This window comes from Amycolatopsis sp. NPDC059021, assembly GCF_042739895.1.
Taxonomy (GTDB): domain Bacteria; phylum Actinomycetota; class Actinomycetes; order Mycobacteriales; family Pseudonocardiaceae; genus Amycolatopsis.
Window position 1 is genome coordinate 1 of record NZ_JBHYIQ010000001.1, and the last position, 18,575, is coordinate 18,575.

Here is an 18,575-nt window from a genome sequence, read left to right on the forward strand (position 1 = left end):
CACGGGGGGGGCGGTGGGGCGCGGGGCCCTTGGTCGCGGGGGTGACCGGGCGGGGGGGGGGCGGGCCGGGGGGGGCCCGCGGGCCCGGGGGGGGGGGGGCCGGGCCGGGGGCGGGGATGCCGCTCGCCGGCGGTGGCGTCTCGTCCGGCGAGGCGGGCGGGCTGGAGGGCGGCGCCGGCACGTCGATGTCGATGTCGGGGGTTTTCGGTGTGGCGTGGGGTGCCAGGTGATGGCCGAACTGGTGTGCCTTGTGGGTCACGGCGCCGGAGAAGGCACCGCCGAGCACCGAGAAGCCCAGCCCGGCCGCGTCACCGCCCAGCGGCAGCGAAGCGAGGCCGACCGCGAGTTCCGTGGTGGCCTCGACGAGCACCGCGCCGGCGGTGGAGGCGGCCAGCTGGGGTTTGTACTTGGCGACGTAGTGCTGCAGGCCGTGGGCGAAGGCACCGGCTCCGGCGCCCATGCCGACGGCCATGCCGAGGGATGTGCCATCGATACCGTGGCGGTGGCCCTGGATGATCTGGATCAGCTGGCCCAGGATGTCCTGCACGCCTTCTTCGACGGCCTCCCGCGCGGCGGACACCACGGCCGCTTTCATCGCGGAGCCTTTGATCATGTTCTCCAGCACCCGGAATCGGACCAGCGCGACCAGGGCCGGAAACGTCGCGGCGAACCAGGGTTCCAAAATCGCTTGGGCGATCTCGGCCGCCAGCCACGCCGTGGCGATGATCATCGAGAGCTTGTTCGATTCGATGGCCAGTGCTTGCGCCCGCAGGGTGGCGGCTTGTTCCCGCGCCATGCCGACGAAGTCCTGGTCGAACTTGCCCAGCTCGTAACCGGCGCGGAAGAAGTTCCTCCCTACCGCGCCACCGACGCCGTTGGCGACGTCCGCGCCCAGCTTCGGCAGCGCGAGGCCGGAACCGGCGAGCTGATCGCCGAAGGCTTCCCACTCGTCCGCGAGGGCGCGCAGGGCGTCTTCGTCTCCGCGCGGCCACAGACCACCGAAGACCGGTACCAGGAGCCAAGCCAGCTCCTTCGGCATCTCCAACGACACCCGAACACCCCCTCCCGGACAAGCCACCGCACCGGAAACGCTCCTCTCACGACGTCCACAGCCCGTATACGAACGGTCGACGGCGAAAGCGCCGTCCTTGCGCGCGTGCTCGCCGTCCGGAGGTAAAACACCACGGTGATGTAGCGGATATCCGCACCAAGCGCTACATCGGCGAGTATCTTGGTGACGATGAGAGCCGACGCCGCGCGTAACCTCGAGCTCGTGCTGACCACGGGGGCTCGCATGCTCGCCGACGAACCCGCGACCAGCGTCGCCGCGATCGCGGCCGAGGCGGGCGTGGACCGCCGCACCGTGTACCGGCGGTTCGCCGGACGGGACGAACTGCTGGCGGCGGTGTACGAGGCACGGCTGGACGCGATCGAGGCGGCGATCGAGGCCGCCCGGCTCCGCGTGGCGCCTGTGCCGGTCGCGCTGCACCGGTACGTCGAGGGGATCATCGGCGTGAATCGCAAGTGGCCGGTCGAACTCAGCAAGATGCGGGCGGTGCCGGAGATCTGGGAGCGGCGGCTGCGGGCGGTCGACGAGGTCGAACGGTTTCTCCAGCGGGCCACCGAGGACGGATTGCTCCGCCCCGGCCTGCCCGACCGCTGGCCGGGGCGTGTGCTCGGGCAGCTGCTGCGCCTGGCGTCACGCGAACTCCCCGACCTGAGCGACGCGCACGCCGCTGATGTCGTTGTGGACACGTTCCTGCGGGGTTTCGGCGCGGAGCAGGGGGGCGCGAGCCGTAGCAGTTGAGCCCTGCCGCCGGGACGGCGGGAGCTCAGTTCCCTTCGCGCGGGGCCATGAGCAGAGGCAGCCGCCGGAGGTCGTCCAGGGTGAGCCGGAACCCGGCCAGCGCGCACACCACGCGCCAGTTCCGGCCGCAGTCCAGATACTCCTCGTCGATGTCGTCGATCCCGTCGTCCGGGTCTTCGAGACCGGAGGCGCGCAGGTCGGCGAGGTCGAAGAATCCGGCGGCGTCGACCGCGGGACGGAGTTCGGCGGGCAGCCGGTCGCCGTCGAGGTCGGGGTCGATGCCTTCCGCGGTGCTGAACACCAGCATCCCGCCGACGCCGTAGTCGAGACCGGTGTCGCCGTTGATGGTCCAGTTCGCCATCGCCGCCACACCGCCTGCCGCTGACAGCACGGCCGCCGCCTCGATGTCGTCCGGCCCGGCGGTGTAGGTCAGGCCCGCGTCGTCGTAGACGAACGTCCAGGCGCCGGTCCGCCCCGCCAGCAGAACGGTTCCGTCCTCCGGCGCGTCCGTGCCGAGTGCGGCCTGCGGCAGGCTGGTCCACTCGTCCGGCTTGGCCGCGGGCAGGACGCACGGGACGATCCGGTCGGGTTCGGCACCCAGAACCCGCAGCGCGGTCCGGGGATCGAGGTCGCGGACCACGTGCACCAGATGGTTCGGGTCGTCGCCGGCCAGCTCCTTGGACCAGACCGGGAAGCCGGCCTCGTCGAGGGTGCCGGGCGGGAAGCCGGGTGTCGCCATGGGACGGAGTCAACCTGGGGCGGGTGGACGAACGATCGACAGCCGCCGTATACGCGCGGTCGACAAGTCCGGTGAGACCGGGGACCGGCCACTGACGGGCCGCATCGCCGTCGTCACGGGAGCCTGCCGATCGACCATGCGGATCCTCGGGGATGCCGCTGGATCGGGCGCCGTGGCGGTCACAGTCTTGGCGTTCCATTGGGGTTGGTGCCGTGGTCTTGAGTGTCGCGAACGCTCCGTTCGGGACGTTGATCGTCGGCAACGGCGCGTTCACGACGTCGGGCGGTGCTGTCGGTGCGGGCGACGTCAGGCTTCATCCTGAGTGAGATTCTCGATCTGCTCGTGAAAAGAGTCGAACACCATCGATATCTGGTGAATATCGCCCCGAGTGCCATGAACGCCGGTTTGTCTTCACGGTTCGAGGACGGGCGCAGATCCGGCCGGCCCGAGGTATTGGGACATCACAGAACTCTTCAATGCGGATGCCGATTCAGCACGAACCGATGACATGCTCGCGCAGATCACCGCACCGAGTCGAACGAACCGATGCGCTCATTCACATACTGGTACAACGCTTCGGGGTCCCGACAGACCACCATGGCCACGAGGTTGGCGGTTCCGGTGATCAACAACGCCGGGAACACCGAGCATGGGATAGACCCCGCGAGCAAATCGCTGCTGCGGAGATTGAACTGCATGACCATCCCGCCGTCCTGGCTGAGGCCGGGAGAACAAGTAACGGCACCGTCGTTGAGGCGCGTCCGGCAGTGAACCGGCCTCGTCGTCATTCACGCCTGAGAAGCGCAGCGGACTGGAGCACAGCGCACGTCTCGGCCGGGCAGCGACTCACAACTCAGGTCTGGTTGAGCCACCACGAAGTCGCACAAGGTAGTTGTGCCGTGGGCCTTGCGCAGGGCTAGTCCGACTGTCGCCTGCCACTGTTGTGGGACCACCACGTTGCCAGTCGTAGGGCGGGCAGCCGTAGGCGGTGCGGTAGTGGTGGGCGAAGCGGCCGGGGTGGAAGAAGCCCCAGCGGGCGGCGATCTCGGTGACCGTGGCCCCGGTGGTGGGGTCGGCGGCCAGCAACTCCTGGTGTGCGTGCTGGAGGCGGGCCTGGCGGAGATATTCCATCGGGGTGGTGCCGAGGTGGCGGCGGAAGGCGTGCTGGACGGCGCGGATGGTGGTGCGTGCGGTGGCGGCGATGTCCGCGGCGCTGATGTCTTCGTGGGCGTGGTCGTCGATGAACGTGATCGCCCGCCGCACCGCGACCGGACGACGGGCCATGCAACGTCTACGTCCGCGAGGAACATCTTCTGCAGACTGCGGCAGGTCTGCTTCCGGCGGACAGACAGGCCGGCGACCGCAGCCCGCGCGAGATGCGGGAGAACCTGTGTCGCCGCGGGCTGGAAATCTTCTGCGGTCGCGAGACCCGCGAACTTCGGCCAGCTGTCGCGCGACAGACTGTCTGCCCGGCACAACCACCGGACCAGCTCACTCTCGAACTCGACTGCAGCCGCCACGCAGGGACAGCACCGGACAGAGGCCACAGAAGAGGCCTATCGTGCATGCCCGCCACGGACGAGCGACCGATACCATCAGACTGCGGTAGCCGTGTACCGGCACAAATTTTCCCTACGGATCCGAAACCCGTGGGGTAAGGGAGTGTCCGAAAACTCGAACACGTATTCGTAGCATCCATGCGCAGGATGCGTATTCATGCGACGCACGATAGCTCCGTTCATCGATGAAGCGCCAGCGTGTTGTGTGAGTTCGAAGCCCGGGGGCGGTTCGTGCAGCACTCACACGAAACCATCCTCGGCGTGAGCTGCGGATTCTTGTGACCGGCTGGCTTGTTCGGCGTCGATGCAAATAAGGTTGGGCCCTGTCGGGCGCGCGCAACCTGAGGTCCCCCCGGTTGTCCGGACAACCTAAACCTGCTGGTTGGTCGGTTGCCGGTCTCTGTGAAGCCGTTCCTGCCAAGGTTCGACGTGACGGGTGGCCACAGCCGCTGGTGCAGGTAGGCCGGGACGAGGTCGCCGAGGTGGAGATTGGCGGCTTGCAGCGCGTGCGCGGCGGTGTCGAATCGGGCACAGAGCCAAGGACGACTGGGCAGGGGGCGAGATACGCCGTCAGTCAGCCGGCGGCCGTGGTTGGTCGGCGTTTCCGTTGGTGGGGTCGGTGCTGGTCTGACGACAATCCGGGCGCGGCAGGGCGACGGGTTCCACCACCGCGGCAGCGGTGGGCTGCTGATTGGCGGTGAGCAGGCCGAGCGCGCGCAGGATGTCGTGTGGGGAAGTGAGCAGGTGCGGCTGGTGATCCAGGGTGAGCTGCTGCACCGCGGTGAGCTGGTGGACCGCGACCACGTCGTCGGATTTCACGATCAGCAGAGCGCCGATCCTGAGCACTGCGTCCGGGGTCGGTTGCAGCGCGGTCAGGACCGGGCCGAGGTTCTGCAGCATGGTCGCGGTGATGGACGCGTCCTGGCTCAGCACCAGCTTCGCGTCCAATGCGTGCGCCGCAGCCGCCGCCGCTTCCCGGGCGGCCGGCGACGTGGCGGCCCTGGTCCGCAACCGCCGGAACCACGAACCGAATACCGGATCGTCCCGTTCGGTGACCTCGGCGCCGACGATGCTGAGCAGATTCTCGACAGCCGCTTCGACCTGCTCGTGGATCCGTTCGTCGGAGAGATAGATCGTCACCGGCAGCTCGACCGGCGCGACCGGGCCGGTGCTGTCGGGCACCACCCGGAACCAGCCGACCACGGAGGTCTCTTTCCCCATCACGGTGACCGGGCGGAAGGTGGCAGGGTCGATGATCCGGCTGTGCCGCACCACTTCGTCGAAGAACCGCTCGGAGGTGATCACAGCCAGCACGCTCGGTGAGCCGGCCAGCGAGCTGACCTCCCTGTGCAAGGCGTCGGCCAGCCGGAATGTCACAGTGGTCGAGGCCCCGTAAGGACCGTAGTCGTCGAAGGTGACCTCACCGATGTGCAGGGCGAGCCGCAGCTGGAGGCGTTGTCCGAAAGGGCGGGAGGCGTTGTGCCGGCGCAGTGCCGCGGTGATGGCCCCCGGCAGGACATCAACGAAAACCGTCGGCGACGTCCCAGCGGGAGCGATGACCAGCACCCCGTCGCCTCGATCCTCACGGTAGCTGTCTTCCCAGGACACACCGGCGGCGGACCATCCCTGCTGCAGCACCTCGTAGAGGCCTTGGCGTAGGGCGAGCCGGTCGGGCAGCCTCCGGGCGGGGAGGGCGAAGTCCTCAATGTCCACCACGAGAATGGTGCGGAGTTCTGCCTCGAGCTGTGGGGGTCCCATCTCGGCCTCCCTGGTGGGACAGACTGACGGGCAGTCCGTCGTCGAGACTACGCTGCACGGTCGCGATGTCCGGCGACGGCGGGGACCACATGTTCGTGTCCCGGCCGGGATGGCCGATCCAGCTGCATGACTACCTGCGCCGCGCAGTCCAGTTCGCGCACAGGCGGCCCCTGTACGTCCCACTTTTCTTCGCAGGGACGCGGAAGCCGTGTTCGACGTGATCCGTGCGCGGCTTTCTGCCCATGAGAGGGCTGGCTCTGCGGTTCCACAGCCGCCGAGTTCCTCGGCTACGGCAACGACTCCCTTTGCCGCGCCACCACGTCCGTTGATGACAGTGGCCGCCCTGATTCCAACGGCGTTCCCGTGCGCTGCCGAGGCCGCAGGGCGATTTCACTGCCGAGGAAGAGGTCGATGTGCGCGTCACCTGAGCGCAGCAGCCCGGTCGGGGTGCAACCGACCAGGAGGCGGAAGTCCCGGTTCAGGTGCGCCTGATCGGTGTAACCGCACAGCGCTGCGACGGCAGGCAGCGAAGGCGGGTTCCTGCCTGTGATGAGCCGGATCGCCCAGTGGCAGCGTGCCACGCGCGCGACTGTCTTCGGCGGCAGGCCGATTTCACGGTGGAAACTGGTCGCCAGGTGTTGTCGGCTCACGCCCGCCTGGGCGGCCAGATCGTCGATTCTGACGTTACCTCTCGCCACGGTCAGGCTTTGCCAGCTGCCTGCGAGCGCCTTGGCCAGGGCTGGGCCGTCCAGGAGCCTGTCCGCCAGCCAGTGGTCGAGAATCCGGAACCGATGATCCCAGCCCCTGGCCTCCCATAGCTGTTCCGTCAGGCGACGCGCACTGGCACCAAGGAGATCGACCATCCCTACCCTGGCCGTGCCGAGTTCCCGTAGAGGCATAGCGAACAACGCCCGCGCTCCCAGCGGTGTCAGCTCGACAATGATGCCTTGTTCCCGGCCCAGTCTCTCGTAGGCGATCGGACCGCCGGTCAGTCCCGTGACCGGCGAGACCACCGATAGTGGCGATCCCACCAGCGAACGCTGGATCGCCGGCTCCAAATCGATGATCATCACTATCGAATTCAGCGCGGCCACCGTGCGGATGCCCGACACGCCGGCCGTCCGGCGATAAGCCAGATAGAAGTTCACCCAGCGCGCCAGCCGACGGTCCGGTTGCCGGGTCCGCCAGAACTGGCCGGCGGACTCTGATTCACCGTTGTACCGCACCTCGGTTCCCCCACTTCCCCCGGTGAGGCTGCGATCGACAACACCAGCACGGCAGCATGACACGGTGGCCGACGCTGGGCAAGGCAATGACCCGCGCGCGACCCGGCCCTACGCCGAGGATCACCATGACCGGGCCACGAGGTACATCATCGGCAGGGATATGGCACCACCATCCGGAGCAACAGCTTTACCCGGCCACGCGCCCCGTGCCGCACGGCGTGCCGGACCGCCTGAGCTGACATTTTTCCAATCCACGAACGGTTGTGTGCCGGTAGCCTGCCAAAGGTCGCTACGCGCGAGATGCTCATACCGCCACTCTGGGGGAAGGTGCGGTCTGCGCGCCGTGGAAGAGGTGCTCCGTACCAGCCGCTACGTCGGCAACCATCCGCCGTCGTAGCGCTGACCGATCCGAAAGGGAACAATAATGTCGTTGAGCAAGCACTCTGCCCGACTGGGAGCGACACTGGTGAGCATCGCCGCAGCGCTCGGAATAATGAGCGGTACCGCGCAAGGCGCCGCGTCTAAACCCTCGTCCGAAGTCTCGGTGCAGGTCGCGTACAAGTGCTACGTCAATTCGTACTGGCTGTGCGCGGAAACCCTCGACCGGGTTTATCAGCGCGCACAGCCGACCAAGAACTCCGACTACGTCGTCCTTTTGGACAAGGGCAGATCGGTGCAGCTACGCTGTTGGAAGGAAGGCGAAGTGATCAACGGTAACAACGTCTGGTACTACACCGCCACCGATGTCGACTACCCCTATCAGACCATCGGTTATGTCAGCGCCGCGTACCTGTCCACGGGCAAGGACCCCGAATGGGGAATCGGCCACTGCTGAATGGCTGGAGGGCTTGAGGTTCGACATGCGGTGAACGCGACGAAGAACATCTTGGTGCCAGGCTGATGACATGATCACGGCGTTACGCGCGAGTTCCGTATCTGCCGACGGGCAACGCCCTCGCTGAGAGCTTCGGCACTCCCACAGTCGCGGCGGCAGCCGGGGTCACGGCTGCCGCCGGTCGAGTCGGCTTTCCTGCGAGGTCACACCCCGCTGTCTGCCTGGGTTTCGGCACGCCGGAGAAGTTGTTCAGTACGGCGCACGGCGGCCGCGCATTCATTTCCGTTGACCGCCAGCGCGCGGGCCACGGGCTCCTCCGGGCCGTAGCGGGCGCGTAGTTCGGCCAGCCGGTCGACGTAGGACCCTGGTTCGCCGTCCGGCCTGGTGGCCGTGTCGTACTGGGGAAGAAATTCGATGAGGTCACGTGGTGCGCGTTCCGCAGCCAGGAAACCGGCCGGTGCCTGGAGGACAGTTTCGCCTCTCCTGGGCGCGGCTGTTCGGGGGGCGACGGCCTGAACTTGCAGCGGTGGAAGATCAAGGTCTGTAATGACGGCACCCGCGAGTTCCAGAACGTCAACACCGGCTGCTGTCCAGGTGCGGGCTGGGAACGCTGGGGCCGAAACGTTTCTGGGGAGCGAAATTGAATAAGGTCAAACGTGCTTTGTGCGTGCTTGTGGTAGCCGCCCTGGCCGGTCAGGCCGAGGTCGCCGTCGCCGCACCGGAACCGGTCGACGCGGTGAGCAACGCGCCGGGTGATGTCGCGTTCACCACGATTGGTGACGCGGACGGCTTCCATGTGCTGACCGCGAAGTCCGAGTACGGCTATCAGTGGCGGACTGCGGCCACGCTCAGCGAACCGGGGTTCGACACCGACCGCTGGATCGGCAACGCCTGCCTGACGGAGAGCGGTGCGAAGGCCGTCGTCGTCTACGGGCCGCGGCAGTTCACCAACAAGCCGGACCTGTTCGACCGCGGCGGGTTCAGCGCGGTCGTCGACCTCGCCGCTGGCACCGTCACCAAGCTCGGCGCGAGATCGTCGCTCGCCTATTTCAACCCCGGTTGCGGCACGGGGGAGCAGGCCGTGCTCACGCAGCTCGGCGGTGAGACGATCGGCAAGACTCGTCTCGTCAACATCGACGCGACAGTTGGCAAGAGCACTGGAACCGTTGAACTGCCGGGAGATGTGACCTCGGCGGTGCCCACTTCGAATGGCATCGTCGCCGCTGACGGCGCCAGGCTGGTGCGGATCGGTGCTGACGGCAAGCGCACGCCGATCGCGAACGCGACCAACACCCCGTTCGGCGTCACGGTCGACACGGCCGGTGGTATCGGGTTCGTCGACCACGTCGGCGACCAGGCCAAAGCGGTCCGGGTCGAAGGCGCGAAGGTGCAGACACTCGCCAGCGGCCAGCTCGGCGAGGTCGGCCTCGCCAGGGGCACGAAGGGCCGGACGTTCCTCCTCGGCTCCCCGTCCACAGTGGAGAAGCTGCCCGCAACGGTCAGCCGGATCGACGCGCCGGTCAACGCCCAGCCGACCAGCACTGGACGCCTTGTCCTCACCTCGGTGAACACGGCCGGCAGCGAGATCAAGATCGCGGCGAAGTCGATGCAGACCAAGAAGGATGTGCACTTCACGGCCGTCGCCGACGGCCCCGTAGCCGGCATACCGGCCGAAACCGGGAGCGCCGGGCCACGGCTCGAAGCCGCCGACAACCCGAACAACCCGGTCGACGACGGCTACAGCTGCGCCGTGCCGCGTAACGATCCGGGAGTGCAGGTATACCAGCCGACGCCGCGTCAGGTGGAGTGGGCGGCCAACGAGGCGGTCAACGGTGGGCTGACGTTCACCCGTCCGGCGAACTGGAAGTCGACCGGGCTGCCGTCCTACTCGCCGCAACGTATGCTCCCGCCACGCCAGCTGATCACCCGGTATCCGAAGCCGAAGGTGCCACCGCAGCTGCTGCTCGGGATCCTGGCGCAGGAGTCGAACCTCTGGCAGGCGGCACGTACTGTGCCCGACGGCGCGGCGGGCAATCCGCTGGTCAGCAACTATTACGGCCTCGACGGGTCGAGCATCCGCGACGAGGGCACGTGGAAGATCAGCTTTAAGGACGCCGACTGCGGCTACGGCGTCGGACAGGTCACCGACGGTATGCGCCGCCACGGCTACGAGATCCCCGGCAAGCCTGGCTTCCGCTCCGCCGTGGAGCAGAAGGCGATCGTGATGGACTACACCGTCAACATCGCGGCGGCGCTGCAGATCCTGCAGGACAAGTGGAACCAACTGCACGAGCCAGGCAGGGAGATCACGCTCGGCGACGACGACCCGGCCGCGCTGGAGAACTGGTTCTACGCGATCTGGGCGTACAACTCGGGCTTCTACCCCGACAAGGGCGACGGGTCGCCGTGGGGATTGGGTTGGCTGAACAATCCGGTTAACCCACGCTACAACGTCAATCGCAAGCCGTTTCTGCACAAGTCGCCCTCGGACGCCGCCCGGCCGCAGGAGTGGCCGTATCCGGAGAAGGTGCTCGGCTTTGCGGGCAACTCGATCGACAAACCGGATGGCCCGGGGTTCAAGCCGTCGTGGTGGTTCGACGAGGCTTTCAAGTTCCAGGTCAAGCCGCCGAACACGACGTTCTGCGATCTGAGCAACGACTGCCGGCCCGGTGAGTCGTTCCAGCCCAGCGAACCTGGCCTTGAAGGCGAGAAGCCTGGTCCGTGCGCGCACAAGAACGCAGCTGGCCAGTACGATCTCAAGTGCTGGGTGCACACCAGCAACCCGTGGAAGCAGAACTGCCAGCGCACCTGCGGCGTGAGCCAGGAGCGCTTCGACACGGGGAAGTACCCGGAGCAGCCGGACGGCACCAAGGCACCACCGGTGTGCGAGATGCCGATTCCGCTCGACGGCGCGTGGGTGATCGACGACGTGCCGGACTCGTTCCGCACGATCCGGCCGGGTTGTGAACGAAAATGGTTCGCGGCGGGGTCCTTCAAATTCGACTTCGGCAGCAACCCCGAGACAGGTTCACTATCCAAAATAGATACTTCGCAGATCAGCGCGGGATTCGGCGGGCACTTCTGGTTCGGGCACGCCCGCAAGGACGAGCAGACCCGCGCAGGTGCGCTGAAGACGACCGGCACATGGTCGCTCGACGAATCCTACACCGGCTGGGCGCAGGTCTACGTGCACATGCCCGAGATCGGTGCGCACACCCAGCAGGCCTCCTACACCGTCGACCTCGGCAACGGTGTGCGCAAGACACGCTCGCTGCTGCAGCGCACCGAAGAGAACAAGTGGGTGGCACTGGGTGTGTTCCAGTTCGACGGCGTACCCAAGGTGACGCTGAGTAATATCACCGCCGACGGCGACACGGTCGAGGACGTAGCCTGGGACGCCATTGCCATCAACCCGCTGGGCCAGAACAAACCCAAGCACTTCATCGTCTCGCTCGGCGACTCGTTCGCCTCCGGCGAGGGCTCCGGCGGGCTCCTCGGCGAGCGGTTCTTCACCGAGAGCGACAACAACGGCGGCAACGCGCACCGCAACGCCTGCCACCGCTCGAAAGAGGCATGGGCGCGGCAGGGCACGCTGCAGAACAACTGGAGCATCGGCAAACATGCCGACGACTACAACAGCGACGTCGACTTCCACTTCGTCGCCTGCTCCGGCGCCCGCGCGCACAATTTGCTGCCCAGCCCCAGACCCGGCGAGGCCGACCCGCCGCGCGACGGCAGGGGCCGCGTCGGCGGACCCGGTCCGTACCGCGAGGTGTCCCAGCTGGACAAGGGGTTTCTGGACGAGAACACCACGCTTGTGACGTTGTCGATCGGCGGCAACGACGCCGAGTTCACCGAGGTGATCCTGCAGTGCTTGAAGCCCGGCGCGCTGTGCCAGGACAGTGCGCTCGGCATGGACAACGGCGTCGCGCTCAAGGATGCCGAACCACGCCGGATCCGCGACGAGGTCGGCCCGTCGGTCCGCGCCGTGTTCGCCGAGATCCGTAAAGCCGCGCCGAACGCGCAGATCCTGGTCATGGGATACCCGCGGCTGTTCGCCGACGACGGTGGCTGCCTGGTCCCATCGCTCAACGACGCGGAGACCGACTGGCTCAACGACATGGCCACGCTGATGGAAGGCGTGATCAAGAGCGCCGTCGCGGACGCCTACGGCAAGGGGATCCCGGTCACCTACATGACCCCTGCCGGGTTCGAGAACCACGAGCTGTGCGGCAGCGGCGAAAAGGCGTTCAATGCGGTCGTCACCGACAAGACCGCTGGTGACGACCCGAAACTTACTACGCCGGTATCCGCGCAGTCGTTCCACCCCAACCGTAAGGGCGCCGATCTGTTTACGGCTGTCTACTCCGTCCAGCTGCGAAAGATGGGCTTCTGATGAGGGGAACCCGGATGAGAAACCGTTGCCTGGCGCTCGTCGCTGGGCTGTTCTTCACCACCTTGGTCGTATCGCAACAGGTCTCGACCGCCGAACCCGCTCCGTCGGCCTCCGTCGCCGAGTCACGGCGGGCGGAAATCCTGGGCAAGGACTGGAAGTCCTCCGGCGACCGGATGTGGACCACGGTCGGCGACGGCAGGGGCTTCCACGTGATGACCGCCGATGCCCGCACCGGCTACAGCTGGCGCACCATCGCGACGCTCGCCCGGCCAGGTCTGGATGCGGACAGCTGGATCGGCAACGCCTGCCTCACCGCTTCCGGGCAGCGGCTCGTCGTGGTCTACGCGCCGCGTACGTTCACCAACCAGGAGGAACTCTTCGACCGGGGTGGATTCACCGCGATCGTCGACCTGAACTCGGGTGTGGTCACGCCGGTCCCCGTCCACACTTCTCTGGCCTACTTCAACCCCGGCTGCGGCGCCGACGAACGCGTCGCCCTGACTCAGGCGACGGCGGAGAAGACCGGCGTACTTGTGCTGGACGCCTCGAACGCCAAGCTGAGTCCGCGTATCGAGCTGCCCGGCCAGGGCACCTCCGCTGTGCCTGCTGGTGATGACATCCTCGTCGCTGCTCTCGGCCGTATCGAGAAGGTGACTCGCCAGGGCAAGCGCACCGCCGTCGCCGCCACATCCGGCATCGCCCACCGGCTCCGTCCAGACTCGGGCGGCGGTGTGGTGTTCTCCGAACAGGAGAAGGAGACCAGCCGCATCCGCAGGCTCGCCGGTGGCGTGACGTCCACGCTGGCCACCGGCAAGATCGGCGAGGTCGACACCACGACCTCCGGCGGTGGCAACGTGTTCATCACCGGCACCGCGAAGGCCGAGCAGCTGCCCGCCGAGGTGCGCAAGCTGGACGCTCCTGCCGGATCGCGCGTCTCCACGAGTGGCGAACTGGCGCTCGTCGGCCAGGTCGACCCGCTGGCCTCGCCCGGTGCGCCGGAGAAGCAGCAGACCCGAATGGAGGCGCGTAGCACGAAGACGGGCAAGACCGCGAAGTTCGCGGTGGAGCCGACACCTGCCCGCAGCACTGCCTCGATCGGTGCTGTCGGGACGAGTGACGGGCTCCACGCCATGGATACCACGATCGACGACTCACCTTGTTCGGTGGAGCGCAACAACCCGAACCGGCAGGTGTACCAGCCTTCACCACGTCAGGTGGAGTGGGCGGCGAACTGGGCGGTTTTCGGTCAACTGCTGGTCGAACGTTCGGCGGGCTGGAAGAACAACGGCCTCACCGACCCCTACAAGCCGCAGAACCTGGTTCCGCCGGGATGGGTGAACGACGACGCCAATGCCCGCGTGCCGGTACAGATCCTGCTGGGAGTCCTCGGACAGGAGTCGAACCTCTGGCAGGCCAAGCGGCACGTGCTGCCCGGCCAGACCGGAAACCCGTTGGTGGGCAACTACTACGGCGTCGACTACTACAACGACACCACAGCCGACGACTGGACCATCAACTGGGACAAGGCCGACTGCGGTTACGGTGTCGGACAGGTCACCGACGGCATGCGCAAGCCCGGCCGGCCGCATCCGAAGAACCGGGACGACGCACCGCGTCAGTACAGCGACCAGGTGGCGATCGCGACGGACTACGCGGTGAACGTGGCGGCGGCGCTGCAGATCCTGATTTCCAAGTGGAATCAGTTGCAGCGTAACCACATGACGATCAACAACAACGATCCTAGCAAGATCGAGAACTGGTTCTACGCGCTGTGGGCGTACAACTCCGGCTACCACTACGAGGGCGAGCCGGGGACGAACGGCGCCAAGGGACTCGGCTGGGCCAACAACCCGGTCAACCCGAAGTACGACGTGCAGCGCGCCCCGTTCGGCAAGAACCCGCGGGACTTCGCCACGCCACAGCGGTGGCCCTATCCGGAGAAGGTCATCGGGTTCGCGTCCAACCCGCCTTCGGGCTACGAGTTCCCCGGCGCCGAGGTGCCGTTCTTCCGTGCGGCCAGCTGGCTGGGAGGCGATATCAACGGTCCGATCAACCGGGACAAGGCCAAGCCTCCCGTCACGCAGTTCTGCAACGACTCCAACATGTGCTACCCGGACCGGCCGAAGGTGTCGCCGAACGCGCCCGAGGTGATCGGTGAGCCGATGGGGCCTTGCTACCACCAGAACCCCGCGGGTCAGTACGACCTCAAGTGCTGGTTCTCCGAGTCCAGCGTGTGGAAGCCGGACTGCGCCACGACGTGCGGGGTCGAGTTCCTCCGATTCTGGGACCAAAAGGGCACGTACAAGAAGGAGGAACCGCTCCGCAGGGACAAGAACGGCAACAGGATCGACGGCATCAGCTACCCGCCTCGCTGTGACACCAGAGGATTGCCCACCGGGTTCCTGCTGATCGACAACGTGCCGTACAACACGCCGGCGATCAGCGAGGCGTGCACCAAGATCGAGAGCTCCGGCTCGTTCGACATGACCTACGGCCACCCTTCGGCCAGGATCGACCTGCATCAGGTGGGCGGTGGCTATGGTGCGCACTTCTGGTGGTCGGAGAACAAACCCGACCTGAGTCCGAATCCGACCGAGCTGCGCATCACCGGAACGTGGACGCTGAACCGGAAACTGGGAGCGCCGGCGAAGATCTGGGTGCACGTTCCCGACCACTTGGCCGAGGGTGAGGCGACCTACGAGGTCGACACGGCGTGGGGCACGATGAAGCGCACGATCCGGCAGAAGGACGCGGCGGGGCTCGGGCTGGACGGCAAGACGACGACTAGTGGCAACCGCTGGGTCTACCTCGGTGGGTTCATGTTCGACGACAAGAAGTTCCCCACCGTGCGACTGTCGAACCTGAGCAGGGTGAATCCAATCGCGTACGACGCGATCGCGTTCGCGCCGATGGTCTCGCCGGAGATGCCGGACGACCAGGTCGCGGTCATTTACAACCAGGCTACCGGGAAGTGCCTCACCATCAAGGACAACTCGATGGACGACTTCGCGCCCGCGATCCAGCGTGACTGCGCGAACACGTTCACCGACCAGTGGATACTGAGGTGGCAGTACGCACTGCAGCCCGGAACCCCGGTCTTCAAGGTCATCAACCGCAACAGCGGCAGATGCCTGGCCGTGCAGAGCAGCAGGATCGACGAGCCGTTGGCACCCGCGATGCAGATCGACTGCAACCGGGGCAGCGACTACAACCTGCACTGGGCGATCGCGGACCTCGGGCCTTACAAGGACGGCACGATCTTCCCTCCCTACGGCAGCCTCGTGCTCTGGGTCGGGTCGTACGACAACGGTGAACCAGTGGTGATGGGCGGTACCGCCGGCCCGAGACACAAGTGGTTCGCAGAGTTCCTGCCACAATGAGAACTCGGAGCCCGGCCCCGGGCTCCACTTCGGACAGACAGGAGCGTGGTCCACACCGGGGAGGACCGATTCCGGTCCTCCCCGTTCCGCGCCGACGATACCGTCGCGCAGACCCGTTGGACCGCGATGCCCGTACCCGCTGGCTCGCGATCTCGCCGCCGGTCGCGGCGTCGGCTCCACGACCACCTCGGCCGCCGAGACCCACATCCACGCGCGCGTCGCCCACGTGCCGCTCAAGGGCGCGCCACCGGTCGCCCTGCGGCTGCTGTGGCCCACCCGCCGGAGCGACGCGCTGCTGCGGCGCTTCAGCGAACTCGCCTCGTCCGTTCGGTAGGCGTTCGGGCCACGCGCGATCGTTCTCACTCCGCGCGCGGGATGCGGAGCAGATCGAGGACTTCGTCCACCGTCTCGGCGTCGGCGACCATGTGCCGCTCCTGCGTGGTGATGACCCGTTCCTGCAACGCGCGATCGAGCAGGCGGGTCAGCGGATCGAAGTAGCCGTCGAGGTTGGCGAGGACGACCGGCTCGGACGGGGTGCCATGGTCCTGTCGCGCCGTGTGCGTGCCGAGCGCGGCCAGGGTGTCCAGGCCGCCGGGCAGTACGACGAACTGCCGGACGAGGCGACGCACCAGCTGCCGGTGGTCGAGGTCGTTGGGGACGACGTACACCGCGCAGCCCGCCAGCGGGACGCGGTGGCGCATCAGGTGCGCGGGGACGACGTTCGTCACCCGGCTGCCGCCCGCGATCGCCGCCCGCACGGCGGCTCCCAGCGCGCCGCTTCCGTCGCCGCCGAAGACCACGTCCGCGCCCGCGTGGCCGAGCCGGTGGCCGAGCGCGCTCGCGAACTCGACGTAGGTTTCGGGAATCTCCTTGCCCGGACTGGAAAGCAGGCCGATGGCGCCTCGGGGACCATGACCGGCTGCCGGCTTCGCGGCCGGCGCGTGCTGGGCGAGCATATGCCGGGTCATCCGCGATCGTCGTTCCGGAGCGCGCTGGTCAGCCTGCGAACGGTGGGGTTCAGATACAGCTGGCGCAGCGAGAGTGCGGGCAGGCCGCGTTCCTGCATCGCGGCTGCGATGCGGACGGCGTAGAGCGAGTTGCCGCCGAGGTTGAAGAAGGTGTCGTCCGGCCCGATCGATTTGCCGAGTACCGCTTCCCAGATCTCCAGCAGGGCCCCGCCGAGGTCGCCCGCCGCGGCGGGCGCTGCCGGGCGCGGTGCCGCGGTGCCGCGGTCGAGTTCCGGTTCCGGCAGCCGCGCGGCGTCGAGCTTGCCGTTCGCGGTGAGCGGTAGCCGGGGCAGTGTCGTGAGAGTGGCGGGCAGCATGTAGCCGGGGAGCATCTTCGCCGCCCACTGCCGAACCGCCGAGGTGGTCACCCCGTCGAGTACGACGTAGGCGTCGAGACGCAGCGCCGCGGTGTCGCCGGCGGATCGGCCGCCGACGACCACCGCGGCGTCCCGCACGCCGGAGCACTGCTGGAGCACGCCGCGGATCTCGCCGAGTTCGATGCGGAAGCCGCGGATCTTGACCTGGTCGTCCAGCCTGCCGAGGTGTTCGAGGCGGCCGTCCGGCAGCAGGCGGCCGCGGTCGCCGCTGCGATACACGCGGCCGCCGGTGAACGGGTCGGGCAGGAATCGTTGCGCGGTAAGGCCCGGCCTGCCGAGGTAGCCCACGGCGACCCCTTCGCCGCCCACGTAGATCTCGCCGGGAATTCCGGCGGGCAGCGGGCGTCCGCGTTCGTCGAGCACATAGACGTGCCAGCCCGGCAGGGCGGAACCGACCGAACGGGAGCCGGACAGCGCGTCGCGGCGGGTGATCGTCTGCGCGGTGACGTGGACGGTCGTCTCGGTGATGCCGAACATGTTCACCAGCCGGCACCGTGTTTCGGGGTAGCGGTCGAACCACGCGCGCAGTCGGCTCTGGTCCAGCGCTTCACCGCCGAACACGACCAGGCGCAGCGGCAACGCCGCGAGCGGGGCCTGATCGACGGCCATGAGCTGAGTGAACGCGGACGGCGTCTGGCTGAGGACGGTGACGCCCCGGGACGCCAGCAGAGCGCGGAACTCGGCCGGCGATCGCGAGACCCAGTACGGCACCACGACGAGATGCCCGCCGGTGAGCAGCGCGCCCCAGATCTCCCAGACCGAGAAGTCGAACGCGCTCGAATGGAACAGCGTCCAGGTGTCGTCCTGGCCGAGCCCGAAGTCGCCGGAGGTCGCGGCCAGCAGCGCCACCACGTTGCGGTGCGGCACCACCACGCCTTTCGGCCGTCCGGTGGAGCCCGAGGTGTAGATCACGTAGGCCGCGTCGCCCGCACCTCGCGCGGGGGCGGGCAGGGGAGTGTCGCAATGGGACAGTTCTGCCGGTGACAGCAGCGAAACACCTTCGGCGGCCGGGAATCCGTCGAGTTCGGTCACCACGAGCCGGAGATCGGCGTCCTCGACGGTGTAGGCCAGCCGGTCGGCGGGGTAGACCGGGTCCATCGGCACGTAGACCGCGTCCGCCTGGAGCACGGCCAGCAGGGTGACCACCAGGTCGAGGCCGCGGTCGAGGCAGACGCCCACCCGGTCACCGGGGTGGACGCCACGCGCCACCAGGCCCGCGGCGAGCCGGGCGGCCCGCTCGGCGAGTTGCGCGTAGGTGAGTGATTCGTCCTCATAGGACACTGCGGTCGCGTCCGGCCGTTCGGCGGCCTGACGAGCGAAGGCGCGGTCGATGCGGTCCGGGTGCCAGTCGAGCGGGGCGGCCGGACGGCCGGACGCGACGAGGGCCCCCCGGGCGGGGGGGCCGCGCGGGGGGGGGTGCCGGCCCCCCCCCCCCCGCGGCTCGGTCAGCAGGGTGTTGTCGCGCAGGTGGATCATCGCCGCGCTCAGGTA

At 67.7% G+C, this 18,575-nt stretch carries 12 protein-coding genes; 4 read left to right on the forward strand and 8 right to left on the reverse strand.

The genetic code is table 11. The features are described 5' to 3' along the window. On the reverse strand, nt 1-1,051 hold a 1,051-nt coding region (locus tag ACFWX1_RS00005), incomplete at its 3' end, for a hypothetical protein (RefSeq protein ID WP_378382557.1). A gap of 189 nt (nt 1,052-1,240) precedes the next feature. Here ACFWX1_RS00005 and ACFWX1_RS00010 point away from each other — a divergent pair. Beyond that, nucleotides 1,241-1,807: a TetR/AcrR family transcriptional regulator gene (locus ACFWX1_RS00010; RefSeq protein ID WP_378382558.1), complete on the forward strand. Its 567-nt coding sequence runs from the start codon at nt 1,241-1,243 to the stop codon at nt 1,805-1,807. A gap of 25 nt (nt 1,808-1,832) precedes the next feature. Here ACFWX1_RS00010 and ACFWX1_RS00015 read toward each other — a convergent pair whose 3' ends face one another. The 5 genes from ACFWX1_RS00015 to ACFWX1_RS00035 all read right to left on the reverse strand — a co-directional run bounded on the left by ACFWX1_RS00015 (nt 1,833) and on the right by ACFWX1_RS00035 (nt 7,089). Further along, a complete protein-coding gene (locus ACFWX1_RS00015; protein ID WP_378382559.1) occupies nt 1,833-2,546 on the reverse strand; it encodes a hypothetical protein in 714 nt (237 codons plus the stop codon). Nucleotides 2,547-3,067: 521 nt separating this feature from the next. Beyond that, the gene (locus tag ACFWX1_RS00020) at nt 3,068-3,250 is read right to left on the reverse strand and encodes a hypothetical protein (protein WP_378382560.1); all 183 of its coding nucleotides are present in this window, start codon (nt 3,248-3,250) and stop codon (nt 3,068-3,070) included. Nucleotides 3,251-3,392: 142 nt separating this feature from the next. Next, a complete protein-coding gene (locus tag ACFWX1_RS00025) occupies nt 3,393-3,830 on the reverse strand; it encodes a helix-turn-helix transcriptional regulator (RefSeq protein WP_378382561.1) in 438 nt (145 codons plus the stop codon). A gap of 845 nt (nt 3,831-4,675) precedes the next feature. Beyond that, the gene (locus tag ACFWX1_RS00030; RefSeq protein WP_378382562.1) at nt 4,676-5,863 is read right to left on the reverse strand and encodes a hypothetical protein; all 1,188 of its coding nucleotides are present in this window, start codon (nt 5,861-5,863) and stop codon (nt 4,676-4,678) included. Between the two features lie 287 nt (nt 5,864-6,150). Next, entirely contained in the window at nt 6,151-7,089 is a 939-nt protein-coding gene (locus ACFWX1_RS00035; RefSeq protein WP_378382563.1) for a helix-turn-helix domain-containing protein, read from the reverse strand. Between the two features lie 466 nt (nt 7,090-7,555). On the opposite strand from ACFWX1_RS00035, the gene ACFWX1_RS00040 reads away from it, so the two are divergent. From ACFWX1_RS00040 to ACFWX1_RS00050, 3 genes are all read left to right on the forward strand, one after another. After that, entirely contained in the window at nt 7,556-7,924 is a 369-nt protein-coding gene (locus ACFWX1_RS00040; protein WP_378382564.1) for a hypothetical protein, read from the forward strand. Nucleotides 7,925-8,591: 667 nt separating this feature from the next. After that, the gene (locus ACFWX1_RS00045) at nt 8,592-12,320 is read left to right on the forward strand and encodes a hypothetical protein (RefSeq protein WP_378382565.1); all 3,729 of its coding nucleotides are present in this window, start codon (nt 8,592-8,594) and stop codon (nt 12,318-12,320) included. 14 nt (nt 12,321-12,334) lie between these two features. After that, entirely contained in the window at nt 12,335-15,700 is a 3,366-nt protein-coding gene (locus ACFWX1_RS00050; protein WP_378382566.1) for an RICIN domain-containing protein, read from the forward strand. A 359-nt stretch (nt 15,701-16,059) separates the two neighbouring features. Here ACFWX1_RS00050 and ACFWX1_RS00055 read toward each other — a convergent pair whose 3' ends face one another. Then, nucleotides 16,060-16,668 (reverse strand): LOG family protein, encoded by a 609-nt coding sequence (locus ACFWX1_RS00055; RefSeq protein ID WP_378382567.1) that lies wholly within the window; start codon nt 16,666-16,668, stop codon nt 16,060-16,062. Beyond that, on the reverse strand, nt 16,665-18,575 hold a 1,911-nt coding region (locus ACFWX1_RS00060), incomplete at its 5' end, for an amino acid adenylation domain-containing protein (RefSeq protein ID WP_378382568.1). The genes ACFWX1_RS00055 and ACFWX1_RS00060, both read right to left, overlap by 4 nt.